General features: G+C 64.8%; 24 protein-coding genes and 1 pseudogene. 16 read left to right on the plus strand and 9 right to left on the minus strand.

Annotated elements, in window-relative coordinates; all coding sequences use genetic code 11:
* Nucleotides 1-14 precede the first annotated feature (14 nt).
* The 5 genes from AWB66_RS26460 to proC all read left to right on the plus strand — a co-directional run bounded on the left by AWB66_RS26460 (nt 15) and on the right by proC (nt 5,523).
* Complete coding sequence (locus tag AWB66_RS26460) at nt 15-1,508, plus strand: FAD-linked oxidase C-terminal domain-containing protein (RefSeq protein ID WP_087633043.1); 1,494 nt, start codon at nt 15-17, stop codon at nt 1,506-1,508.
* Between the two features lie 91 nt (nt 1,509-1,599).
* Nucleotides 1,600-2,688 (plus strand): glycolate oxidase subunit GlcE, encoded by a 1,089-nt coding sequence (gene glcE / locus AWB66_RS26465; protein WP_087633044.1) that lies wholly within the window; start codon nt 1,600-1,602, stop codon nt 2,686-2,688.
* 17 nt (nt 2,689-2,705) lie between these two features.
* A complete protein-coding gene (glcF, locus tag AWB66_RS26470) occupies nt 2,706-3,932 on the plus strand; it encodes a glycolate oxidase subunit GlcF (protein WP_087633045.1) in 1,227 nt (408 codons plus the stop codon).
* Between the two features lie 61 nt (nt 3,933-3,993).
* Nucleotides 3,994-4,692, plus strand: coding sequence for a YggS family pyridoxal phosphate-dependent enzyme (locus AWB66_RS26475; RefSeq protein WP_087633071.1), 699 nt, complete (start codon nt 3,994-3,996; stop codon nt 4,690-4,692).
* A gap of 18 nt (nt 4,693-4,710) precedes the next feature.
* On the plus strand, nt 4,711-5,523 hold the full coding sequence (proC, locus tag AWB66_RS26480; RefSeq protein WP_087633046.1) for a pyrroline-5-carboxylate reductase: 813 nt from the start codon (nt 4,711-4,713) through the stop codon (nt 5,521-5,523).
* Between the two features lie 107 nt (nt 5,524-5,630).
* Here the strand turns inward: proC and AWB66_RS26485 are convergent, their stop codons facing one another.
* The 6 genes from AWB66_RS26485 to recG all read right to left on the minus strand — a co-directional run bounded on the left by AWB66_RS26485 (nt 5,631) and on the right by recG (nt 11,417).
* Complete coding sequence (locus AWB66_RS26485; RefSeq protein WP_087633047.1) at nt 5,631-5,966, minus strand: hypothetical protein; 336 nt, start codon at nt 5,964-5,966, stop codon at nt 5,631-5,633.
* 149 nt (nt 5,967-6,115) lie between these two features.
* Nucleotides 6,116-6,976, minus strand: a complete 861-nt coding sequence (gene ubiA, locus AWB66_RS26490) for a 4-hydroxybenzoate octaprenyltransferase (protein WP_087633072.1) — start codon at nt 6,974-6,976, stop codon at nt 6,116-6,118.
* Between the two features lie 122 nt (nt 6,977-7,098).
* Nucleotides 7,099-7,587, minus strand: coding sequence for a Dps family protein (locus AWB66_RS26495; protein WP_087633048.1), 489 nt, complete (start codon nt 7,585-7,587; stop codon nt 7,099-7,101).
* Nucleotides 7,588-7,781: 194 nt separating this feature from the next.
* A complete protein-coding gene (locus AWB66_RS33780) occupies nt 7,782-7,952 on the minus strand; it encodes a hypothetical protein (RefSeq protein WP_159462944.1) in 171 nt (56 codons plus the stop codon).
* 164 nt (nt 7,953-8,116) lie between these two features.
* Entirely contained in the window at nt 8,117-9,076 is a 960-nt protein-coding gene (locus AWB66_RS26500) for a hydrogen peroxide-inducible genes activator (protein WP_087633049.1), read from the minus strand.
* A gap of 133 nt (nt 9,077-9,209) precedes the next feature.
* Nucleotides 9,210-11,417 (minus strand): ATP-dependent DNA helicase RecG, encoded by a 2,208-nt coding sequence (recG, locus tag AWB66_RS26505; RefSeq protein WP_087633050.1) that lies wholly within the window; start codon nt 11,415-11,417, stop codon nt 9,210-9,212.
* A 133-nt stretch (nt 11,418-11,550) separates the two neighbouring features.
* On the opposite strand from recG, the gene queA reads away from it, so the two are divergent.
* The 6 genes and pseudogenes from queA (at nt 11,551) to secF (ending at nt 17,484) form a co-directional block, all read left to right on the plus strand.
* A complete protein-coding gene (queA, locus tag AWB66_RS26510; RefSeq protein WP_087633051.1) occupies nt 11,551-12,600 on the plus strand; it encodes a tRNA preQ1(34) S-adenosylmethionine ribosyltransferase-isomerase QueA in 1,050 nt (349 codons plus the stop codon).
* A gap of 52 nt (nt 12,601-12,652) precedes the next feature.
* Nucleotides 12,653-13,738: pseudogene (tgt, locus tag AWB66_RS26515) on the plus strand (tRNA guanosine(34) transglycosylase Tgt); the annotation flags it as partial.
* On the plus strand, nt 13,639-13,890 hold the full coding sequence (locus AWB66_RS35130; protein WP_407642329.1) for a hypothetical protein: 252 nt from the start codon (nt 13,639-13,641) through the stop codon (nt 13,888-13,890). The pseudogene tgt and the gene AWB66_RS35130, both read left to right, overlap by 100 nt.
* A 91-nt stretch (nt 13,891-13,981) precedes the next feature.
* Nucleotides 13,982-14,311 carry a preprotein translocase subunit YajC gene (gene yajC / locus AWB66_RS26520; protein ID WP_087633053.1) on the plus strand — a complete coding sequence of 110 codons (330 nt, stop codon included), beginning with the start codon at nt 13,982-13,984 and terminating at the stop codon, nt 14,309-14,311.
* Between the two features lie 132 nt (nt 14,312-14,443).
* Nucleotides 14,444-16,516: a protein translocase subunit SecD gene (secD, locus tag AWB66_RS26525; protein ID WP_087633054.1), complete on the plus strand. Its 2,073-nt coding sequence runs from the start codon at nt 14,444-14,446 to the stop codon at nt 16,514-16,516.
* 17 nt (nt 16,517-16,533) lie between these two features.
* Nucleotides 16,534-17,484 (plus strand): protein translocase subunit SecF, encoded by a 951-nt coding sequence (gene secF, locus AWB66_RS26530; protein WP_087633055.1) that lies wholly within the window; start codon nt 16,534-16,536, stop codon nt 17,482-17,484.
* 72 nt (nt 17,485-17,556) lie between these two features.
* Here secF and AWB66_RS26535 read toward each other — a convergent pair whose 3' ends face one another.
* The 3 genes from AWB66_RS26535 to AWB66_RS26545 all read right to left on the minus strand — a co-directional run bounded on the left by AWB66_RS26535 (nt 17,557) and on the right by AWB66_RS26545 (nt 19,433).
* Nucleotides 17,557-18,135 (minus strand): YceI family protein, encoded by a 579-nt coding sequence (locus AWB66_RS26535; protein ID WP_087633056.1) that lies wholly within the window; start codon nt 18,133-18,135, stop codon nt 17,557-17,559.
* Nucleotides 18,136-18,161: 26 nt separating this feature from the next.
* Nucleotides 18,162-18,725 carry a YceI family protein gene (locus tag AWB66_RS26540; protein ID WP_087633057.1) on the minus strand — a complete coding sequence of 188 codons (564 nt, stop codon included), beginning with the start codon at nt 18,723-18,725 and terminating at the stop codon, nt 18,162-18,164.
* A 135-nt stretch (nt 18,726-18,860) separates the two neighbouring features.
* Nucleotides 18,861-19,433, minus strand: a complete 573-nt coding sequence (locus tag AWB66_RS26545) for a cytochrome b (protein ID WP_087633058.1) — start codon at nt 19,431-19,433, stop codon at nt 18,861-18,863.
* A gap of 424 nt (nt 19,434-19,857) precedes the next feature.
* Here AWB66_RS26545 and AWB66_RS26550 point away from each other — a divergent pair, with 424 nt between their 5' ends.
* From AWB66_RS26550 to AWB66_RS26570, 5 genes are all read left to right on the plus strand, one after another.
* Nucleotides 19,858-20,559: a paraquat-inducible protein A gene (locus tag AWB66_RS26550; RefSeq protein WP_087633059.1), complete on the plus strand. Its 702-nt coding sequence runs from the start codon at nt 19,858-19,860 to the stop codon at nt 20,557-20,559.
* A 13-nt stretch (nt 20,560-20,572) separates the two neighbouring features.
* Nucleotides 20,573-21,253: a paraquat-inducible protein A gene (locus AWB66_RS26555; protein ID WP_407642328.1), complete on the plus strand. Its 681-nt coding sequence runs from the start codon at nt 20,573-20,575 to the stop codon at nt 21,251-21,253.
* Entirely contained in the window at nt 21,246-22,919 is a 1,674-nt protein-coding gene (locus AWB66_RS26560; RefSeq protein WP_087633060.1) for a PqiB family protein, read from the plus strand. The genes AWB66_RS26555 and AWB66_RS26560 overlap by 8 nt, the downstream gene beginning before the upstream one ends.
* Complete coding sequence (locus tag AWB66_RS26565; RefSeq protein ID WP_087633061.1) at nt 22,916-23,632, plus strand: PqiC family protein; 717 nt, start codon at nt 22,916-22,918, stop codon at nt 23,630-23,632. The genes AWB66_RS26560 and AWB66_RS26565 overlap by 4 nt, the downstream gene beginning before the upstream one ends.
* Before the next feature lie 158 nt (nt 23,633-23,790).
* Nucleotides 23,791-24,402 (plus strand): glutathione S-transferase C-terminal domain-containing protein, encoded by a 612-nt coding sequence (locus AWB66_RS26570; RefSeq protein WP_087633062.1) that lies wholly within the window; start codon nt 23,791-23,793, stop codon nt 24,400-24,402.
* Nucleotides 24,403-24,430: the final 28 nt, after the last annotated feature.

The raw sequence follows: 24,430 nt of genomic DNA on the forward strand, positions 1-24,430 counted from the left end.
CGCCTGGAGGAGACATGAACGCACCCACCGAGCTCACGCCGGATGTGCTGGAACAACGCCAGCGCGAAGTCGTGCAGGCGCTGATGGCCGTGCTGCCGACGCATTGCCTGCTGTTTCGCGACGAAGACACCGCCGCCTACGAGTGCGACGGCCTCGCCGCATATCGCCGCCTGCCGCTCGCAGTCGCGTTGCCGGAGACCGAAGCGCAGGTCCAGCGCGTCGTGCAGATCTGTCATCGGCTCGACGTGCCCATCGTGCCGCGCGGCGCGGGCACGGGCCTCTCCGGCGGCGCGATGCCGATCCGGCACGGCATCGTGCTGTCGCTCGCGCGCTTCCGGAAGATCGTCGAAGTCGATCCTTATGCACGCACCGCAACCGTTCAGCCGGGCGTGCGCAACATTTCGATCTCGGAAGCCGCCGCGCCTTATGGCCTCTACTACGCGCCCGATCCGTCGTCGCAGATCGCGTGCACGATCGGCGGCAACGTCTCCGAGAATTCGGGCGGCGTGCATTGCCTGAAGTACGGCCTGACCGTGCACAACGTCCTGCGCGTGCGCGCGGTGACGATGGAAGGCGATGTCGTCGAGTTCGGCTCGCTCGCGCCCGATGCGCCGGGGCTCGATTTGCTCGCGGTGCTGATCGGCAGCGAAGGCATGTTCGCGATCGTCACCGAAATCACCGTCAAGCTGATCCCGAAGCCGCAGACGGCGCAAGTCATCATGGCGAGCTTCGACGATGTCGTGAAAGGCGGCAACGCGGTCGCGGCGATCATCGCGGCGGGCATCATCCCCGCCGGGCTCGAAATGATGGACAAGCCCGCGACGCGCGCGGTCGAGGAATTCGTGAACGCGGGCTACGACCTCGACGCCGCCGCGATCCTGCTCTGCGAATCCGACGGCACCTACGACGAAGTCGCCGAGGAGATCGTCCGGATGACGGCCGTGCTGCGCGAACATGGCGCGTCGCGCATCCAGATTTCGCGCTCGGAAGCCGAGCGGCTCAAGTTCTGGTCGGGACGCAAGAACGCGTTTCCGGCGGCGGGCCGCATCTCGCCGGACTACTACTGCATGGACGGCACCGTGCCGCGCCGCGCGATCGGGCCGCTGCTCGCGCGCATCGAGGAGATGGAGAAGAAGTACGCGCTCCGCTGTATCAACGTGTTCCATGCGGGCGACGGCAACATGCACCCGCTCATTCTCTTCAACGGCAACGACCTCGACGAATGGCACCGCGCCGAGGCGTTCGGTTCCGACATCCTGGAGACGTGCGTCGAACTGGGCGGCACGGTGACGGGCGAGCATGGCGTCGGGATCGAGAAGATCAATTCGATGTGCGTGCAGTTTTCGCCGGAAGAACGCGACGCGTTCCACGCGGTCAAGCGCGCGTTCGACCCGCCCGGTCTGCTCAATCCCGACAAGGGCATTCCGACCCGCGCGCGCTGCGCGGAGTACGGCAAGATGCACATTCGCGGCGGGCTGCTGCCGCATCCGGAGATTCCACGCTTCTGACGACGCCGCGGCGCTATCCACGTTTCACCCGAGTCTGGCGGCCTTAACCGGCCGGTACAATCGATCGACGAGCCACGAGAAGCAGGACACCATGGAACACGACGACATCGTCGCCGGCTGGTCGGAACGGATTCGCCATGCCACCGAAACCGGGACGCCGCTGTGCATCCGCGGCGGCGGCACGAAGGACTGGTACGGTCAGACGGTGCAAGGCGAGCGTCTCGAAACCCGTGCGCATCGCGGGATCATCGCCTACGACCCGGCCGAACTCGTCATGACCGTGAAGGCCGGCACGCCACTCGAAGCAGTCGAAGCGGCGCTGCGCGAATGCGACCAGATGCTGCCGTTCGAGCCGCCGCACTTCGGGCGCGACGCGACCATCGGCGGCTGCATCGCGGCGGGCATCGCGGGCCCGCGCCGCGCGTGGACCGGCGCCCCGCGCGACTTCGTGCTCGGCGCGGTCGTGATGAACGGGCGCGGACAGGTGCTGCATTTCGGCGGCCAGGTCGTGAAGAACGTCGCGGGCTACGACGTCTCGCGCCTCCTCGCCGGTTCGCTCGGCACACTTGGGCTCATTCTCGAACTGTCGATCAAGGTGCTGCCGAGGCCGGTCGCCGAAGCGACGCTCAAGTTCGACATGCACGCGACCGACGGCGTGCGCAAGCTCAATGAATGGGGCGGCCATCCGTTGCCGATCACCGGCAGCGCGTGGCGCGACGGCACCCTCGCGTTGCGGCTCGCGGGCGCGGAGGCGGCGGTGAAGTCGGCGCGCACGTCGCTCGGCGGCGAAGTCGTCGATGCGGTGGAGGCCGATCGCTTCTGGATCGGCCTGCGCGAACAGACCGATCCGTTCTTCTCCGTGATCGAACCGAAGTCGGCGCTCTGGCGTCTCGCGCTGCCGTCGATTGCCGAGCCGCTGCATCTGCCGGGCGCGCAACTGATGGAATGGGGCGGCGCGCAACGCTGGTGGATCACCGACACCGATCCGCAGACCGTGCGCATCAGCGCAAAGCAGGCCAGCGGCCACGCGACGATCTTCCGCGCGGGCAGCGCCTACGATCGCAACGCGGGCGTCTTCACGCCGCTGCCCGCGCCGTTGATGAAGATACATCGCGGCCTGAAAGCCGCTTTCGATCCCGCGCGCATCTTCAATCGCGGCCGCCTCTATCCCGACTTCTGAGCCGACGAACCCACGCGATGCAAACCAATCTCGCCGATTTCATCCGCGATACGCCCGATGGCGACGAAGCCGATGCCATCCTGCGAAAATGCGTGCACTGCGGCTTCTGCACGGCGACCTGCCCGACCTATCAACTGCTCGGCGACGAACTCGACGGCCCGCGCGGACGCATCTATCTGATGAAGCAGATGTTGGAAGGGGCGCCCGTCACGCGCAGCACGCAACTGCATCTGGATCGCTGCCTCACCTGCCGCAATTGCGAGAGCACGTGCCCGTCGGGCGTGCAGTACGGACGGCTCGTCGAGATCGGGCGCAAGGTGGTCGAGCAGAAGGTCGAGCGGCCGCTCGGGCAGCGCGTGCAACGCAAGCTGCTTGCGAACTTCCTGCCGAACAGCACGCTCTTCACGCCCGCGATGAAGCTCGGACAGCAGTTCCGGCCGCTGCTTTCGAGGAAGCTGCGCGCGAAGATTCCGCAGGCCGAGCGGCCGCTCGCGCTCCCCACGCGCAAGCACGAACGCAAGATGCTGATGCTGTCGGGCTGCGTGCAACCGGCGATGATGCCGAACGTGAACACGGCGACGATGCGCGTCTTCGATGCGCTCGACATCGAGATCGTGACGGCGCCCGATGCGGGGTGCTGCGGTGCGATCCGCCTGCATCTCGGCTATAACGACGACGCGCTCGACGATGTGCGCAACAACATCGACGCGTGGTGGCCGTATGTCGAAGAGGGCATCGAGGCGATCGTGATGAACGCGTCGGGCTGCGGCGCCACGGTGAAGGAATACGCGCACCTGATGCGCAACGACCCGGCATACGCGGAAAAAGCGCGGCGCATCGTCGACCTGACGCGTGATCTCGCCGAAATCCTGCCGCTCTACGCGGAACAACTCGTGACGCTCGCGCGCCGCCGCGGGGTTCATACGGTCGCGTTCCATCCGCCCTGTACGCTACAACACGGCCAGCAGATTCGCGGACACGTCGAGCAGTTGCTGACCTCGCTCGGCCTCGAAGTGCGCCTGCCCGTCGACAGTCATCTGTGTTGCGGCTCCGCCGGCACGTATTCGGTGCTGCAGCCGAAGCTCTCGTACCAGCTTCGCGACCAGAAGCTCGACAAGCTCGACAAGCTCGAGACGCAACTGATCGTATCGGCGAATGTCGGGTGCATCGCGCATTTGCAGAGCGGCACGTCGACGCCCGTCACGCACTGGATTCAACTGCTCGAACACCTGCTTTACGGGTGAGTTTGCGCGCTGGGCGTTCCGTATAATCGACGCTTTGCAACGCCTGAAGCCGCACTTCGCCATGTCCGATATTGCCCAACATCTCGATGAAGTCCGGCAGCGCATCGCGCAGGCGGCCGCTGCCGCGTCGCGCGATCCGGCTTCGATCGCCCTCCTCGCTGTTTCCAAGACCTTCCCCGCCGACGATGTCCGCGCCGCGTTCGACGCTGGCCAGCGCGCGTTCGGCGAAAACTACGTGCAGGAAGCGGTCGCGAAGATCGCGGCGCTCGCTGAATGGCGCGGCGAGATCGAATGGCATTTCATCGGGCCGCTGCAATCGAACAAGACGAAGCTCGTCGCGGAACAGTTCGACTGGGTGCATTCCGTCGACCGGCTGAAGATCGCCGAGCGGCTCTCCGATCAGCGTCCGCAAGGCGCGCGCGCGCTCAATGTCTGCCTGCAGGTGAACGTGAGCGGCGAGGAATCGAAGAGCGGTGTCGAACCGGCCGAAGCGGCCGCCCTCGCGCACCGGATCGCCGCCCTGCCCGGCTTGCGGCTGCGCGGCCTGATGGCGATTCCCGAGCCCGCCGCGACGCTCGACGCACAACGCGCTCCGCATGCCCGGCTGCGCGCGCTGATGGAGACATTGCGCGCCGACGGCCTCGAGCTCGACACGCTGTCGATGGGCATGTCGGCGGATCTGGAAGCGGCCGTGCTGGAAGGCGCGACGATGGTCCGCATCGGCACGGCGATCTTCGGCGCACGCGATTACTCACACTGACGTTTCACTGAACTCACCATGAAAATTGCCTTCATCGGCGGCGGCAACATGGCCGCCGCGCTCATCGGCGGACTCATCAAGCGCGGCGTGGCGCCGGCCGATCTCTACGCGATCGACATCAACGACGAAGCCCGCGCGCGCACCGCGCAGCAGTTCGGCATCGCGACGGGCGGTGCGATCGACGGAACGCTCGCCGGTTTCGACGCGATCCTGCTCGCCGTCAAGCCGCAGGTGCTCAAGGAGGTTGCTTCGTCGCTGGCACCGCATTTGTCGCGGCAACTCGTGATCAGCATCGCCGCCGGGATTCGTGCGAGCGATTTGTCGCGCTGGCTCGGCGGCTATGCGCGCATCGTGCGCACGATGCCGAATACGCCCGCGCTGATTGGCATGGGCGTGACGGGACTGGCCGCGCTGCCGGGCGTCGACGACGCCGCGAAGGCGCTGGCGTCGCAGGTGCTGGAGGCGGTCGGCTCGACAGTCTGGTTCGACGACGAAGCGAAGATCGATGCGGTCACGGCCATCTCGGGTAGCGGGCCGGCTTACGTGTTCTATTTCATCGAAGCGATGCAGGAGGCGGCACGCCAGCTCGGCATGGACGAGGAGCAAGGACGCGCGCTCGCGGTCGCGACATTCGCGGGCGCGGCGCAATTGGCGGCGCAGTCGGGCGAGCCGGCGAGCGTGCTGCGCGAGCGCGTGACGTCGAAGGGCGGGACGACGGCGGCGGCGCTGGCTTCGTTCGATGCGTCGGGCGTGAAGGATGCAATCGTGCGCGGCGCCCTCGCGGCCGATGCCCGAGCGAAGGAGATGGGCGACGAGTTGGGGAACGCTTGAAGCGAGCTTGGCGCGCTGCGTGACGAAGCCGTTACCGCGGCGCAAGTCGCAATCGCTCATGCGCCCCAACCGATCGAAGCGTTATCCGCCTCGCGTTTCAACAGCGATTACTGGCCGGCAGCCGGTGACTTGACGCTCGGGGTCGCGAGCGTGTTGTTGCTGGGGGGAGCGCTGGTGCCGGACGTCGAGTTGTTGTTGCTCGGCAGGCCCGAATTCGGCGACATGGCGCGCGCACCGCTATCCGAGTTCGTCATGCCCGGCGTGCCGTAGCCGCCCGTGGCACCGTTCATCTGACCGGGTGTGGCGTTCATCTGATTCGACGGGCTCGCCGTGCTGCCCGTCGAACCGCTGCCGCTCGATCCGCCGGCCGCCTGCGCATAAGCACCGCCCGACAGCGTGAGTGCGGCGAGGGCCGCGATTAACGTGCTGGTTGCCTTGCTCATGATCCGTACCTCCTTAATCGGACTGGAATAGAGACACAGACGATCGACGCCTGCTTGATTATGAGCGCAGCAAATGCCGTGCCGCGCACTCCTCAGTAACCACCCGCCTGCTGTGTCGCTTCTGATCGCTCAACCGCTTGACGCGCCCGTCACGCTCCTAGCGCATAGTGCAACGCAATCCCCGCAAACAGCATCCCGCCCAGCCAGTTGTTGTGCTTGAACGCAGCGAAACAAGGCATGCGTTCGCGGTTGCGAATCAGCCCGTAGTGATAGACCGCGCATCCCGCCGCCGCCGCCCAGCCGAGCCAGTACATCCAGCCGAACTTAAGCGCGATCCCGATCCCCACGTAGATCGCGAGCGTCACCGCATAGCAGACCATCACGGCTAGCACGTCATATCGCCCGAAAGTCAGCGCAGACGTCCGGATGCCGATCTTGATGTCGTCATCCCGATCGACCATCGCGTATTCGGTGTCATACGCGACCGACCAGAACACGTTTGCGATCAGCATGATCCACGCGAGCATCGGCACATGGTCCTGGACCGCGGCGAACGCCATCGGAATGCCGAATCCGAATGCGATGCCGAGGTACGCCTGCGGAATCGCGAAGAAGCGCTTCGTGAACGGATAGGTTCCCGCGACGAAAAGCGCGAACACCGAGAGCTCCTTCGTCAGCGTGTTGAGCGGCAGAATCAAGAGGAACGCGACGAGCGAAAGCGCCGCCGCCAGCGCGACCGCTTCCCACGCCTGAATCTTTCCCGACGTCAGCGGCCGGTTCTCGGTGCGCTGCACATGGCGATCGAAGTCGCGGTCGGCGTAATCGTTGATCGCGCAACCGGCCGAGCGCATCAGGATCGTGCCGACGATGAAGATCACGAGCAGCATCGGCGAGGGATGGCCGTTCGATGCAATCCACAGCGCGTTGAGCGTCGGCCACAGGAGCAGCAGGCTGCCGATGGGCTTGTCGAGGCGCACGAGGCGCAGGTAGAGCGGAAGGCGGGCGAACATGAGCGCGGGCAATGAGGACGATGCCGTATTTTAGAGCAGCGCGAAACCGCCGCCCAAAAAGCAAAAACCCCCGCACTCCAGCGAGCACGGGGGCCTGTGAACCGCAACGTCGAGTCACATCATCAAGCGAGCATCGCGCGCAGCATCCACGCGGTCTTCTCATGCGTCTGCATGCGCTGCGTCAGCAGATCGGCGGTCGGCTCGTCGTTGGCGGCATCGGTCGCCGGGAAGATCTCGCGCGCCGTGCGCACCACCGCTTCCTGTCCTTCCACCAGTTGGCGGATCATCTCTTCGGCCGCGGGCACGCCATCGGCTTCCGGAATCGACGAGAGCTTCGCGAAATCGCGATAGCTGCCCGGCGCATGCACGCCGAGCGCGCGAATGCGTTCCGCGATCTGATCGACGGCCAGCGCCAGTTCGTTGTATTGCGTCTCGAACATCAGGTGGAGCGTGTTGAACATCGGCCCCGTGACGTTCCAGTGGAAATTGTGCGTCTTCAGATACAGCGTGTAGGTATCCGCGAGCAGACGCGAGAGACCGTCGGCGATCTTCTTCCGATCCTTGTCGCTGATACCGATGTTCACAGGCAGTGCAGTTTCTTTCTTCGCCATGATGACTCCGTGAGAGAGTGATACGAACGGTGCGAACGCGCCGCGCCTCGCCGGTTGTTCCAGACGCAGCCGTTCGAGCGTTCGACAGTTTATCTTAGAAACGTTGGCCGCCTGGTGGGCCGCTGCCTTGCCCGGCGAGGCCGCAAACCTTGCTGCGACGCGCCTTTGCGACGCATCGCGGCGTGTCGCCGGATTCAGGCGAACGCACCCGCGCCGCCCGCGCGCAACGCCTCCACGACGATCGCGCCATAGCCTGCCGCGATCATCCCGAAAGCCAGCGCGACGCGCACGCCACGCGATGCCTTGCGGCTTTTTGCCTCGATCCGCTCCACGGCCTGTTCAATCGTCATCAGCGCTTGGTTCATCGCCATTCTCCTTAGGTTACGCACCCTATCTTAACAAATTCTATTGTCATTTCGAATTCGATAAATTTTATCTATCCGATAGACGCGGACTCACGCGAAGCGATAACGCGATGAAAACGGGAAGCGCGCGAAAAACCGCGCCTCGAACGAGGCGCGGCGTGCGGTCAGTTGACGGCGACCGGCATGTCCAGCTTCTTGACGCCGGGCAGATCGCAGGCGGCGATGGCGTCGGAGATGGCGTCGATGGCGGCCATCCGCGTGAAACTCTTGCGCCAAGCGAGCACGACCCGCCGATCCGGCACCGGCTCGTCGAACGGCACGTAGCTGAGAAGTCCGGCGTCGATGCCGCCCGCGTGCGGTTTCACTTCATGCACCGACATGCGCGGCAGCACGGTAATGCCGACACCGCTCGCGACCATATGCCGGATCGTCTCAAGCGACGATCCCTCGAACGTCTTCTGAATGCCGTCGGCGTTCTGCGAAAAGCGCATCAGCTCGGGACACACGCCGAGGACGTGATCGCGGAAACAATGGCCGCTGCCGAGCAGCAGCATGGTTTCCTGCTTCAAATCGTCCGGATCGATCTTGCTGCGGTTTTCCCACGCGTGCCCCGACGGCATCGCGACGACGAACGGCTCGTCGTAGAGCGCGCGCACCATCAGGCCGGTTTCGGGAAACGGCAGCGCCATGATCGCGACGTCGATTTCGCCTTGTTTCAGCAGCTCGATCAGCTTGAGCGTGTAGTTTTCCTGCAGCATCAGCGGCATCTGCGGGACGTTGCGGATCATCTGCTTGACGAGCGTCGGCAAGAGATACGGCCCGATCGTGTAGATCACGCCGAGGCGCAACGGACCCACGAGCGGGTCCTTGCCCTGCTTGGCGATTTCCTTGATGGCGAGCGTCTGTTCGAGCACGCGCTGCGCCTGGGTGACGATCTGCTCGCCGATCGGCGTGACGCTGACTTCGCTCGTACCGCGTTCGAAAATTTGCACGTTGAGCTCGTCTTCGAGCTTCTTGATCGCCACCGACAAGGTCGGCTGGCTGACGAAGCATGCCTCGGCGGCGCGGCCGAAGTGCCGTTCGCGGGCCACCGCGACGATGTACTTCAATTCAGTGAGCGTCATTGCGGACCAATGAAAGACGTTGAGTCGATAGGTTTGACTTATACACCCGCGAAGACGATTCGCCAACTGATCGGCCTTGCGGGCGCGGCGCCGGGTGAAATAGGGACCGACACGCGCGCGCCGAGTTCAACGCCTATGCCTTCAGGTACTGTTCGCGCGCGCCGAGCCAGCGGGTCAGATGGCGCGTGACGGCCTCGGGGAACTCTTTGAGCATGTGATCCGCCGCCGCACGCGCCGGGTCGATCAGCCAGCCGTCGTTCTCCAGGCTTGCGAAACGCAGCATCGCCTCGCCGGATTGCCGGGCGCCGAGAAATTCGCCGGGACCGCGAATTTCGAGGTCGCGCCGGGCGATTTCAAAGCCGTCCGTGGTTTCGCGCATCGTCTGCAGGCGGGCGCGGGCGGTCTGCGAGAGCGGCCCCGCGTACATCAGCACGCACACGGACGCGGCGGTCCCCCGCCCGACCCGCCCGCGCAACTGATGCAACTGCGCGAGCCCGAAGCGCTCGGCGTGCTCGATCACCATCAGCGACGCGTTCGGCACGTCCACGCCCACTTCGATCACCGTCGTCGCGACGAGCAGTTGCACCTCGTTGCGCGTGAAGGCGTCCATGACGGCGGCTTTTTCGGCCGGCGCGAGCCGCCCGTGAACCAGCCCGACGCGCAACTCCGGCAGCGCGGCGGAAAGCGTCTCGTAGGTTTCGACGGCCGTCTGCAATTGCAGCGTCTCGCTCTCCTCGATCAGCGGACACACCCAGTACACCTGGCGCCCGGTCAGCGCAGCCTCGCGCACGCGGCCGATGACTTCGTCGCGGCGGGCGTCGGAGACGAGCTTCGTCAGGATCGGCGTGCGGCCGGGCGGCAGTTCGTCGATGGTGGAGACGTCGAGATCGGCGTAATAGGTCATCGCGAGCGTGCGCGGGATCGGCGTCGCGGACATCATCAGTTGATGCGGCTGGAAATCGCGCTGGCCGTCGGCGGCGTTCTGCGCCTTCGCGCGCAGCGCGAGCCGCTGCGCGACGCCGAAGCGATGCTGCTCGTCGACGATCACGAGCCCGAGGCGCGCGAATTCCACCGCGTCCTGGATGATCGCGTGCGTGCCGATCACGAGTTGCGCGCCGCCCGAGGCCGCCGCGGCCAGCGCCTCGCGCTTTTCCTTCGCCTTGAGACTGCCCGCGAGCCACGCGACCGTCACGCCGAGCGGTTCGAGCCAGCCGCGCAGCTTGCGCGCGTGCTGCTCGGCGAGAATTTCGGTCGGCGCCATCAGCGCGGCCTGATACCCGGCGTCGATCGCCTGCGCCGCCGCGAGCGCCGCGACGATGGTCTTGCCGCTGCCGACGTCGCCTTGCAGAAGACGCTGCATCGGATGCGGCAGCGTCAGTTCGCCGGCGATTTCCGCGCACACGCGCTGCTGCGCGCCGGTCAGCGCGAACGGCAGCGCTTTCAAAAAGCGCGCCGACAGCGACTCCGGCTCGTCGAGCGAGCGACGCGGCATCGCGGGCGCGGCGCGCGTGCGGCGCTCCTCGTGCGCGCGCTTGAGCGACAACTGCTGCGCGAGCAGTTCCTCGAACTTGATGCGCGTCCACGCCGGATGCGTGCCGTCGACGAGCGCGGTTTCGTCGGAATCGGCGCGCGGGTGATGCAGCGTTTTCACCGCATCGAGCAATTCCGGCACGCCGAGCGGCTGCAAGTACGCGCGCGCGATCGTCTCCGGCAGCAGTTCCGGCAGCGCGACGCGCTTGAGCGCGCTGTCGATCGCCTTTCTCAGATACGCCTGCGAGACGCCCGCCGTGCTCGGATAAACCGGCGTGAGCGCTTGCGGCAGCGGCGTGTCATCGTCGACGGGACGCAGCGCCGGATGCACCATCTCCAGCCCGAAGAATCCGCCGCGCACGTCGCCGCGCACGCGCAGACGCACGCCGATCGCCATCTGCTTGACCTGCGAGCCGTAGAAATTGAGGAAACGCAGCGTGAGCTGATCGCCGGCGTCGTCCTGGATTTTCACGAGCAACTGGCGGCGCGGCCGGTACGCGATCTCGTTCTCGAAGACGACGCCTTCGGTTTGCGTGTTGTCGCCGGGAATCAGTTCGCCGATGGGCGTGAGCGTGGTTTCGTCCTCGTAGCGCATCGGCAGGTGCAGCACGAGATCGATGTCGGATTTGAGGCCGAGTTTCGCGAGCTTGTCGGCGGGTTTCGACGGCGACGCCGGCTTTTTGAGCGCTTCAGCCGGTTCGACGCCGCCCGTTTTCGTCCGCCCGCGCGGCCTCGCGACCGGCGTGCCGGGATCGTCGGCTGGGTCGGGAGCGTCGGGTACGGAGGCCAGGCGGCGGTCGGACAAGGGCATCTGATCTCTTCGCAAGTACAATATCGGGCTTATTCTCAGGCTTCGGTTCGCTGCGTGGCGCTTCTCAAAGCGGTCCGGCGCGACTCGTGCCGGCTGCAACCGCGCGTTTGCACCGCGCTCCAACCCGCATCCCATGTTCACGCTTTCCGATTTCGATTTTAATCTGCCGCCCGAGCTGATCGCGCAGACCGCGCTCACCGAGCGCAGCGCGAGCCGTCTGCTCGACGTCGACAACCACACGACGCCCGCCGCGCTCACCGATCGCCAGTTCGCCGAATTGCCGACTCTGATCGAGCCCGGCGACCTGCTCGTCTTCAACGATACCAAAGTCCTGAAGGCGCGTTTCCTCGGCAAAAAGGCCAGCGGCGGGCGCATCGAAGTGCTGGTCGAACGCCTGACCGGCCCGACCACCGCGCTCGCGCAAATCCGCGCGAGCAAGAGTCCGGCGCCGGGCACGGTGCTGACGCTCGCGGACGCATTCGACGTGACCGTCGGCGAGCGCGTCGAGCCGTTCTACACGCTGCATTTTCCCGCCGAGTGCCTGACGCTGATTGAGCAGTACGGCCGGCTGCCGCTGCCGCCGTACATCGAGCACGATCCCGACGCCATCGACGAAACGCGTTACCAGACCGTCTATGCGGCCAATCCGGGCGCGGTCGCGGCGCCCACGGCCGGCCTGCACTTCGACGCCGCGCTGTTCGACCGCCTCGACGCACGCGGCGTCGAGCGCGCGACGCTTACGCTGCACGTCGGCGCGGGCACGTTCCAGCCGGTGCGCGTCGAGAAGATCGACGAGCACAAGATGCACAGCGAGTGGTATCAGTTGCCGCAATCGCTCGTCGACAAGATCGCGGCGACGAAAGCGCGAGGAAACCGCGTGATCGCGGTCGGCACGACCTCGATGCGCGCGCTCGAAGCCGCCGCCCGCGATGCCGCGAACGAAAACCGTCCGCTCGCGGCGGCCGTCGCGGAAACCGACATCTTCATCACGCCGGGCTATGAGTTTCGCGTCGTCGACCGGCTGGTGACGAATTTCCATCTGCCGAAGTCGACGCTTTTGATGCTCGTGTCCGCGTTCGCGGGCATGGAGACGATCCGCGACGCTTACCGGCACGCAATCGAGCAACGCTACCGCTTCTTCAGTTACGGCGACGCGATGCTGCTCACCCGCCAGCCACGCTGATTTCCAACCCACTTGCGCCGGACTGTTTTCCGGTGGCACAGGAGCTTTCTCCATGACCGACGGTCATCATCCGCCCGAAAACGGCCTCAAGTTCGACCTTCTCACAACCGACGGCCAGGCGCGCCGCGGCCGCCTGACGCTCAATCACGGCGTCGTCGAGACGCCGATCTTCATGCCGGTCGGCACTTACGGCACGGTCAAGGCGATCCAGCCGCGCGAACTCGAAGAAATCCGCGCGCAGATCATCCTCGGCAACACGTTTCACCTGTGGTTGCGTCCCGGGCTGGAAACCATCGGCGCGCACGGCGGCCTGCATCAGTTCATGAACTGGAAGCGCCCGATCCTCACCGATTCCGGCGGTTTCCAGGTCTTCTCACTCGGCGACTTGCGCAAGATCACCGAGGACGGCGTCACGTTCGCCTCGCCGATCAACGGCGACAAGCTGTTCCTCTCGCCCGAGATCTCGATGCAGATTCAAAAGGTGCTGAACTCCGACGTCGTGATGCAGTTCGACGAATGCACGCCCTACGCGACCAACGGCGTGCCGACCTCGCACCAGGACGCCGCCGATTCGATGCGCATGTCGATGCGCTGGGCGAAGCGTTCCATCGACGAATTCGGGCGCCTCGGCAATCCGAACGCGCTCTTCGGCATCGTGCAGGGCGGCATGTTCGAGGATCTGCGCGACGAATCGCTCGCGGGCCTCGCGGACATCGGTTTTCACGGGCTCGCGATCGGCGGGCTGTCGGTCGGCGAGCCGAAGGAAGACATGATGCGCGTGCTGAACCACATCGGCCCCAAGCTTCCCGCCGACAAGCCGCATTACCTGATGGGCGTCGGCACGCCGGAAGATCTGGTGGCGGGCGTGGCCGCGGGCGTCGACATGTTCGACTGCGTGATGCCGACGCGCAACGCGCGCAACGGCTGGCTCTTCACCCGCTTCGGCGACGTGAAGATTCGCAACGCGACGCATAAGAGCTCGCTGAAACCGCTCGACGAAACCTGCGGCTGCTACACCTGCGCCAATTTCACGCGCGGATATCTGCATCACCTGCATCGCGTCGGCGAGATTCTCGGCGCGCAGTTGAACACCATCCACAACCTGCACTACTACCTGCAATTGATGGCCGAAGTGCGCGAATCGATCGAAAATCACACGTTCGACACGTTCAGGAAGCAGTTTCACGAAAACCGCGCGCGCGGCATCGAGTAGGAAAGCCTACAAAACCTTTACAATCAGCGGGCGCCGAATGGCCTGAAGCGGCCGCGCGCAATGCGTTAACAGCTTGATCGCAAAGCACTTCCGGTGCTGTCGCGCCCTTGCCCGGTGTAGAATACCGGGCTAATTTTCTGAATCAGTCGTCATAACGGAGAGACCAACGTGTCGTTTATTTCCAATGCGTTTGCACAGGGCACATCAACGGGTGGCATCGAATCGAGCGTCATGCAGTTCCTGCCGCTGATCCTCATGTTCGCGGTGCTGTACTTCATCATGATCCGCCCGCAAATGAAGCGTCAGAAGGAACATCGCAACATGCTCGCCGCCATGGCGAAGGGCGACGAAGTGGTGACGAACGGCGGCATCGTCGGCAAGGTCACGAAGGTCGGCGAAGCGTACGTGGGCGTGGAGATCTCCGAGGGCACCGAGATCACGGTCCAGAAGGCATCCGTCACGACGATTCTCCCGAAGGGCACGATCAAGTCGCTGTAAGGCCAGTTTCTCCCGCGTCCGGCGCGGCCTCGCCCCTCACGGGCCGCTGTCAGCCACGTCTGCCGGCTCGTCGCGCTCAACGCCGGACGCACCCCGCTCTTCTCAAGCCAACTTTCCCGTTCGGCCATCCCCATGAATCGTTACCCCCTTTGGAAATATGTCGTGATGCTGGTGGCGCTCGTCATCGGCCTCGTGTACACGCTGCCCAATTTCTTCGGCGAAGCGCCGGCGGTGCAGGTGTCGAGCGGCAAGGCAACGGTCAAGCTCGATTCGTCCACGCTCGACAAGGTCGAGAGCGCGCTCGCCGCCAATCAGGTGAAGCCCGACGAAGTGACGTTCGACAACACGTCGGCCAACGCGAACATCCGCGTGCGCCTGAAAGACACCGACACGCAGTTGCGCGTGAAGGACGTCCTGCAGAAGTCGCTGAACCCCGATCCGTCCGACCCGACCTACATCGTCGCGCTCAATTTGCAGGCCGCGTCGCCCCGCTGGCTGACCGCGCTGCACGCGCTGCCGATGTATCTCGGCCTCGATCTGCGCGGCGGCGTGCACTTCCTGCTGCAAGTCGACATGGCCGGCGCGCTGAACAAGAAGCTCGATTCCGACGCCGCCGACGCGCGCGCGCTCCTGCGCGACAAGAACATCCGCGATGGCGGCGTGAATCGCGTGTCGCAGTCCGTCGTCGTCAATTTCTCCGATCAGGCCGTCGCGGACAACGCGCGCCAGGTGCTCACGAACGGCGTGAGCGAACTGCAATGGGCGACGCGTCAGAGCGGCGACGGCTATCAGCTCGTCGGGACGTTCGCGCCGGCGGCGCAGAAGCTCGTCGAGGACGGCGCGCTCAAGCAGAACATCACGACGCTGCATAACCGCGTGAACGAACTCGGCGTCGCGGAGCCGGTGATCCAGCAGCAAGGCGCCGACCGCATCGTGGTCGAACTGCCGGGCGTGCAGGACACGGCGAAGGCGAAGGACATCATCGGCCGCACGGCGACGCTCGAAGCGCGTCTCGCCGACCCGACCAACACGCATCCGAATCCGAACGACCCGGTGCCGCCGGGCGACGAACTCTTCACGCAAGGCAACTCGACGCCGGTTCTTTTGCGCAAGCAGGTGATCTTCACCGGCGACCGCATCATCGACGCGTCGGCGAGCTTCGACGAGCACCAGCGTCCTTCCGTGAGCATTCGCCTCGATGCAGCGGGCGGGCGCGCGGTGAGCAGCGTGTCGCGCGACAACATCGGCAAGCCGATGGCGATGGTGCTGTTCGAAAAGGGCAAGGGCGAAGTGCTGACGGTCGCGACGATCCAGTCCGAACTCGGCGACCGCTTCCAGATCACCGGCCAGCCGACGCCGCAAGCCGCCACCGATCTCGCGCTGCTGTTGCGCGCCGGTTCGCTCGCGGCTCCCATGGACATCATCGAGGAACGCACGATCGGCCCGAGCCTCGGCGCCGACAACATCAAGAAGGGCTTCGATTCGGTCGTGTACGGCTTTGCCGCGATCGCCGTCTTCATGATCGCGTACTACATGCTGTTCGGCCTGATCTCCATGTTGTCGTTGTCGGTGAATCTGCTGCTGCTCGTCGCGATCCTCTCGATGCTGCAGGCCACGCTCACATTGCCGGGCATCGCCGCTATCGCGCTCGCGCTCGGCATGGCGATCGACGCGAACGTGCTGATCAACGAGCGTATCCGCGAGGAACTGCGCAACGGCGCACCGCCGCAACTGGCTATCCAGAACGGCTTCTCGCACGCCTGGGCGACGATTCTCGACTCGAACGTGACGACGCTCATCGCCGGTCTCGCGCTGCTCGCGTTCGGCTCGGGTCCGGTGCGCGGCTTCGCGGTCGTGCACTGCATCGGCATTCTCACGTCGATGTTCTCGGCCGTGTTCTTCTCGCGCGGTCTCGTGAACCTCTGGTACGGCGGCAAGAAAAAATTGCAGACGCTCGCGATCGGTCAGGTGTGGCGTCCGGAAGGCGGCGACACCGCCGCCGCGACTGCCCACTATCTGGCAATGCAGCGCGGCGACGACTCCCCCGTCGACGAAATCGTCCAGCCCGCGAAGGCCCGCGCGAAAGCGCCGGTCCCCGCGCGTGCGGCGAGCCAGGCCGCGGCGCCTGCGCGCACCGGCAAGCCGGTCGCGCGCCGCCGCTCGGGCCCGGGCGTCGATCAAAAGAAACCGGGTTCGTCCCGCTGAGTCCCGGAGCATAAATCATGGAATTTTTCCGCATTCGTCGTGACCTGCCGCTGATGCAGCGCGCGTTGATCTTCAACGCAATCTCGCTCATCACTTTTCTCGCGGCCGTGTTTTTCCTCGTGCATCGCGGGCTGCATCTGTCGGTGGAATTCACCGGCGGGACGGTCGTCGAAGTGCAATATCCGCAGGCCGTGCCGCTCGAACCCGTGCGTGACACGATGGCGAAGCTCGGTTACGCCGACGCGCAGGTGCAGAACTTCGGCACCTCGCGCGACGTGCTGATCCGCCTGCCGCTGAAGCAAGGGCTCACGTCCGCGCAGCAGAGCGAGCAGGTGATGACGGCGCTGAAGGGCCAGGATGCGCAGGCGCAGTTGCAGCGCGTCGAGTTCGTCGGGCCGCAGGTTGGCCGCGAACTCGTGACGAACGGCCTGCTCGCGCTCGCGTGCGTGGTGATCGGCATCATCGTGTACCTGTCGTTCCGCTTCGAGTGGAAATACGCCGTGGCGGGCGTGATCGCCAACCTGCACGACGTCATCATCATCCTCGGCTTCTTCGCGTTCTTTCAGTGGGAGTTCTCGCTCTCGGTGCTCGCGGCGATTCTCGCGGTGCTCGGCTACTCGGTGAACGAATCGGTCGTGATCTTCGACCGGATTCGCGAAACCTTCCGCAAGCAGCGCAAGATGAGCGTGATCGAAGTGATCAACCACGCGATCACGAGCACGATGTCGCGAACCATCATCACCCACGGCTGTACGGAAATGATGGTGCTCTCGATGTTCTTCTTCGGCGGCCCGACGCTGCACTACTTCGCGCTCGCGCTGACGGTCGGTATCCTGTTCGGTATCTATTCGTCGGTGTTCGTGGCGGCGGCCATCGCGATGTGGCTCGGCGTGAAGCGTGAAGATCTCGTGAAGGAAAAGAAGACGAAGTACGATCCGAACGATCCGAACGCGGGCGCGGAAGTCTGATTTTCCTGCCGCAAAATGAACAAAAGGCCGGTTCGCGATGAACCGGCCTTTTGCTTTTTCAGGCGCTGAAGCTTACTGCTTGATGCCTTCCGCCTGGATGTGCAGCACGGTCTTCAGGCTGAAACCGTAGGTCTTGCCGTAGTCCATGCCGAAGTCGCCGCGATCGAACGTCGCCGTCGCTTCCGTGCCGCACACTTCCTTCTTCAGCATCGGGTTCTGGAAGCACTTGAACGACTCGATCGTCAGGTTCATCGGCTTGGTGACGCCGTGCATCGTCAGCGTGCCTTCCACTTCCACCGGCTTGTCGCCGTCGAACTTGATCGACGTGCCCTTGTAGACGGCCGTCGGGAACTTCGCGACGTCGAAGAATTCGGCCTTTTGCAGGTGCTCGTTCAGCTTCTCGTTGCCCGTGTTGATCGATGCCACGTCGATCGTCACGTTCACCGTGCCGGTCTTCGCCGCGCGATCGAGCGTCACCGTGCCGCTCGACTTGTTGAACTTACCGCGCCACGTCGACACGCCGCCGAAATGGTCCGACTCGAAGCTCGGATAGGTGTGGTTCGGGTCGAGCTGATACGTGTCGGCGGCCATCGCGTTAAAGGACATGCCCGCGACCAAAGCACCCGCTGCAATCAAAAGTTGTTTCTTCAAGTTCTTCTCCTGGCTGGTTGTGCCGCTCACTTCTTTGCGGCGACGATGTGAAATTTGATGACGACGTCGTCCGCCACCACCGAAGTGTCCTTCCATTCCCCGGTTCCGATGTCGAACTGCGTGCGCTTGATCGGCAGCGACCCGTCGAAGGTTTCCGTCGCGCCCTGCTGCGTCACGGTGACGGGCACCGTGACCGTCTGCGACTTGCCCTTGATGGTCAGCTTGCCCGTGACCTTGTACTGGTTCGTGCCGGCCGGCGCGATGGCCGTCGACGCGAAGGTCGCATTCGGATAAGTCGCGCTGTCGAACCATTCCTTGCCGCGGACCTGCTTGTTGTATTCGTCGTCGCCGAGGTCGTAGCTGCCGGTGTCGATGGAGAGATTCGCGCTGCCCGCCGCCGGCTTGGCCGGATCGAAGCTGATCTGCGCGGTGAACTTCTTGAACTTGCCGTCGACGGGCACGTTCATCTGCTTCGACGTCGCGATGACCGTGCTCTTCGACGCATCGACCTGCGCGTGAGCGGCAACGGCCGCCGCGAGCGATGTGGCGGCGACGCCTGCCAGGACCCAACGTTGGAGATTCGCTTTCATGTCTGCCTTGTTCTTTGTTGATTCACGCAAATAAGCGACGCATAAAGAGACGCAACCTGTATTGAAATGCAAAAAGCGGTCAAAACAATCCGCCGCCGGGAAATGCGCCGCCAACGGACGGGAAACAGTGTCCGGCTATTTCATGAACGGAAGCATGCGTCCGAGCAGACCGTCGCGATCGACGAAATGATGCTTGAGCGCGGCGAGCACATGCATGACGACGAGTGCGAGCAGTGCGTAGTTGAGCCACACGTGCACGAGCCGCAGCGTGCCTTTGAGCGCCTGGTCCGGGCCGATGATCGTCGGCAGCGGCAGCAGGCCGAGATACACCACCTGGATGCCCGCGGCCGAACTGTAGAAATAGCCGGAAATCGGGATCACGAGCATCAGCAGGTAAAGCAGGACGTGCGTAACGTGCGCGGCGCCCTTTTGCCAGTTCGCCATGCCGTCGGGCATCGCGGGCGCGCGATGGTTGATTCGCCACAGCACGCGCACGGCGGCCAGCACGAACACCGTCACGCCGATCCATTTGTGCCACGAGAAATATTTGAGCTTGGTCGGCGTGAAGCCGGGGATGTCCGTCATGATCCAGCCGAGCCAGAAGCCGCCCACGATCAGCAACGCGATCAGCCAGTGAAGGCCGATTGCCGTGCCGCTGTAGCGGGTCGTCGACGAGAGATTGGCGCTGTCTTGCACGCTGCGTTCCATGGAGGACCTGACAGAAGGATTGCGGGATTGCGAAAAACCAGTCGATCTTCGCCGACCGGTGTTCAAGGCCGCCATCGTACCCGAACGCAAACGAACGGGCATGATGCCCGGAAACACCCGCCTCGCCGCCGTGCACGCCCGCCGGCATTGGTTTTGGCGGGCTTTATCGGCCCATTCTCGCAGCCGCGTTCTGCTGCTGCAACGAACTATTCCACCGGTGCAACGCTGCGACTCGCCACGCGCCCATCGGCGGCCACATGGACTAAACGCTTGAATCCTTGTATTCATTCCGAAACGGCGGCGCGACGCGTGTGCGCATTGTGTCATTTGGTACCATGCGCACTGGCCCGCCGCTTGCTAGAAACGCCGGTCGCCGCTGAATCGGCTTTGGAATGCACGCTTGAGGAGCCTCGGCATCTCGCCCATGAAAGAAGCAGAACAGAAGGACACAGTCGATCTGATCGCATGTCACGAGTGCGATGCACTCCTTTCCAGACGCAGCCTGCCTCGCCGCACGACGGCGCGATGCCCGCGCTGCGGCAGCCTGCTGTATCGCGCGCTGTCGTCGAATCTCGACCGGGTGTGTGCAATCACGCTCGCGTCGCTCATCACGTTTCTCATCGCGCAGGCCTTCCCGATCGTCGAACTGGATGCGAACGGCCTCGTCTCCCAGACGACGCTGATCGGCGCGATCGTCGCGCTGTGGGACGAGAACATGCAGGTGGTCGCGGTGCTCGTCTTCTGCTCGACGATTCTCTTCCCGCTGACCGAACTCGTCGCGCTGCTCTACGTGCTCGTGCCGCTGCGCGCGGGCTATGTGCCGGGCGGCTTCAATCTGGTGCTGCGGGCGATCCAGGCCGTGCGGCCGTGGGGAATGATCGAAGTTTTCATGCTCGGCATCCTGGTCACGCTCGTGAAGATGGTGAGCATCGCGCGCGTGATTCCCGAAGCCGCGCTCTTCGCGTTCGGCGCGCTCACGCTGATGATCGCGGTCGTCGTGAGTTTCGATCCGGGCGTGCTGTGGGATCTCGCCGAACGCCTGCCGCGACGCCGCGCCGCGCGCGTCAGGGCGAAGCGCATGCGACGCAACCGGCAAACCGCCGGCTCCGCGACGAAACACGGATGAGGAGCACTCCAGAATGAACGATTCCACCGATCCGACCGGCGAACCGGCCGCGCCGGAGCTGCACTACACGACCGCGTCGCGGGCGGGGCTCGTCGCGTGCCATTCGTGCGGGCGTGTGCAGCCGCGCGCGTACACCGTCGAAAAGCAGCGCTGCGCGCGCTGCGACGCCACGCTGCACCGGCGCCATCCGGACAGCATCGCGCGCACCTGGGCGCTGCTCATCACGGCGGCGATCCTCTACGTCCCGGCGAACCTGTATCCGGTGATGCATACCGCGTCGATCCTCGGTTCCGAGGACGACACCATCATGAGCGGCGTCGCGCTCTTCTGGAACGACGGCGACTATCCGCTCGCGGCGGTGATCTTCATCGCGAGCATTCTCGTGCCGATGCTGAAGCTCGGCACGCTCGCGTTCCTCACGTGGACCGTGCAGACGCGCTCGACATGGCGGCCGCGCCAGCGCACGACGCTTTATCGCGCGGTCGAGCGCATCGGCCGCTGGTCGATGCTCGACGTCTTCGTCATCACGCTCACGGTCGCGCTGGTGCGCTTTCGCTCGCTCGCCGTCATCACGGCGGGGCCGGGCGCGCTCGCGTTCGCGGCGGTCGTCGTGCTGACGATGCTCGCTTCCATGCAATTCGATCCGCGCCTCATGTGGGACAACATCGAACCCTCAGGAAAGAAATATGACTAGTCGAGAAGGGCCGAACGAGCCTGACAACGAACCCACGAACGGCGGAAAAAACAACGGCAGCAACGGCGGCAGCCTGCCGCCCAACCTGCCCGAGCCCGTCATCGAACCGAGGAGCCGCTGGCTGCCGTCGCTCGTCTGGGTGATTCCGCTCGTCGCCGCGCTCGTGGGCGTGCTGCTCGTGGTGAAGACGGTCGCCGGGCGCGGCCCGACCGTCACGATCAGCTTCGTGAGCGCCGAAGGGCTGGAGCCGGGCAAGACGAAGCTCAAGTACAAGGACGTCGACGTCGGCACGGTCAAGACGATCACGCTGTCGAAGGACCATTCGCGCGTGCTCGTCGACGTGCAGTTGACGAAGGAAGCCTCCGACTTCGCCGTGAAGGACACGCGCTTCTGGGTCGTGCGTCCGCGCGTGGCGGCAAGCGGCGTGAGCGGCCTTTCGACGCTGCTTTCAGGCGCGTACATTGGCGTGGACGCGGGCAAGTCCGACGAAGACCGCACGGAGTTCGTCGGGCTGGAGACGCCGCCGGCCGTCACCGGCGACCAGAAGGGGCACAAGTTCACGTTGCGCGGCGAGTCGCTCGGCTCGATCGACATCGGTTCGCCGATCTACTACCGGCGCGTGCAGGTCGGACAGGTGACCGGCTTTTCGCTCGACAAGGACGGCACCGGCGTCACGATGCAGGTGTTCGTCAACGCGCCCTACGACCAGTACGTCGGCGCGAATTCGCGCTGGTGGCACGCGAGCGGCGTCGATCTGCGGCTTGATTCGAGCGGTTTCAAGCTCAACACGCAGTCGCTCGCGACGGTCGTGCTCGGCGGCATAGCGTTCCAGACGCCTCCGAACCAGCAGCCGGGCCAGCAGGCACAGGACAACATGACGTTCCGCCTCGGCTCCGACGAAGCCGACGCGATGCGCGATCCGGACGGCACGCCGCTGCGCGTGGTGATGAACTTCAACCAGTCGCTGCGCGGGCTGTCGGTCGGTGCGCCGGTCGATTTCCGCGGCATCGTGCTCGGACAGGTGACGAACATCGGCATCGAATACGATCCGAAGGCGCGCAATTTCATGATGCCGGTCACGATCAACCTCTATCCGGACCGCCTCGGCCGCCGCACGCGCGACGCGCTGCCCTCGCCCGGCTCGACCGCGAGCCAGGAACTGCTGCAACGCCTCGTCGAGCATGGCTTGCGCGGACAGTTGCGCACCGGCAACCTGCTGACGAGCCAGTTGTACATCGCGCTCGATTTCTTCCCGAAGGCCGCGCACGTGAAGATCAACGCGAGCGCCGATCCGCTCGAACTGCCGACCGTGCCGAACACGCTCGACGAATTGCAGCTGCAAGTCGCCGATATCGCGAAGAAGCTCGACAAGATCCCGTTCGACGAGATCGGCGCGAACCTGAACAGCTCGCTCAAGAACGCGAACAGCCTCTTCAAGCAGCTCGATACGCAGGTCGCGCCGGAAGCACGCGACACGCTGTCGGCCGCGCGCAAGACCTTCGCCGACGCGCAGTCGACGCTGCAGCAGGATTCGCCGCTGCAATCCGACGTGCATCAGGCGCTGCAGGAACTCACGCGGACGCTGCAATCCCTCAATGCGCTCTCCGATTATCTGGAACGTCATCCGGAATCGTTGCTGCGCGGCAAATCAGGAGACAAACCATGAGGTCCGGCGCGCTTTTCACGATGACGGCGGGCGTTTTCGCCGTATTGGTGGCGGGCTGCGCTTCGTCGCCGTCGAGCCGCTTCTACACGCTTGGCGGCGATGCCGCGCCCGCGGCGGCGTCGATGCCCGCTTCGTTCTACGTCGAAGTGCCGCCCGTCGACATGCCGCCGCAGGTCGCGAAAAACCAGCTCGTCGTGCAGACAAGCCCCGCGCAGGTCCAGGTGCTGGAGCAGGAGCGCTGGGCGTCGCTGCCCGCCGACGAAGTGCGGCGCGCGCTGTCGGCGGATCTCACGCGGCAGCTCGGCGCAATCGACGTCTACAACACGCCGCGCCCGGACTCCGTGCCGGTGTATCGCGTGAAGGTGAACGTTCAGCGCTTCGAGTCGTGGGCGGGTTCGCAGGCGGTGATCGACGCGGTCTGGAGCGTGCGGGCCGTGGGTTCGCAGGCGGTGCTCACGTGCCGGACCGTGGCGCAGCAGCCCGTCGGCGCGGGCTACGACGCGCTCGTCGCGGGCCACCGCAAAGCGGTCGACCAGCTCGCCGCCGAGATCGCCGCGGGCGTGCGCGAAGTCAGCGCGATTCCCGCGCCAGCGGCTGCGGCAGCCGACGGCGCTTCGCCGGCGAAGTCCCAGGCGAAACTAAGGCAGCCGGTGGCGGCGCGACCGCTGCCTTGTCCGGTGGCAAGCGCGTCGGCGAGCGCGCCGGCCAACTGACGCGCCGAACCGGAAGCAGAACTGACGAGCCGCGCCAGCGGCTCGACGCAACTGTTGTCGCCCAGCCACAACGCTGTTATCTCGAAATCGCCTTACGGCAATGTCGGGCGGTTAAGATCGTTCTCCACGATCAATCCCGCTGAAAACCGCAAGAAGAGATGATGAAACTGATCGGTTCGCTAGGCAGCCCGTTCGTCCGCAAGGTGCGGATCGTGATGGCGGAAAAGAAAATCGAATGCGAACTGGTGCTCGAAAACGTCTGGGCATCCGATTCGAAGATCCACAGCTACAACCCGCTCGGCAAGGTGCCGTGTCTCGTGCTCGACGACGGCGAAGCCGTGTTCGACTCGCGCGTCATCTGCGAATACGTGGATACGCTCACGCCCGTCGGCAAGCTCCTGCCGCAGGAGCGTCGCGAGCGCACGGAAGTGCGCTGCTGGGAAGCGCTGGCGGACGGCATGCTCGACGCCGCCGTGCTGATCCGGCTGGAAGGCGTGCTGCGCGAGGAAGCGCATCGCAACGACGGGTGGATCGCCCGCCAGCAGCACAAGATCGACGACGGACTCAAGGCGATGTCGAAGGGTCTCGGCTCGAAGCCCTGGTGCTCGGCGAATCACTTCACGCTCGCGGACATCGCGTGCGGCTGCGCGCTCGGCTATCTCGATTTCCGGATGCCTGAACTGAACTGGCGCGACGCGTATCCGAATCTTGACAAACATTTTCAGCGGCTTTTGCAACGTCAGTCGTTCATCGATACGCTGCCGTCCTGAAAATCTGCACGGTTTCCTGTTCTAAAGC

The organism is Caballeronia telluris, from assembly GCF_001544495.1.
GTDB classification, from domain to species: Bacteria; Pseudomonadota; Gammaproteobacteria; order Burkholderiales; family Burkholderiaceae; genus Caballeronia; species Caballeronia telluris.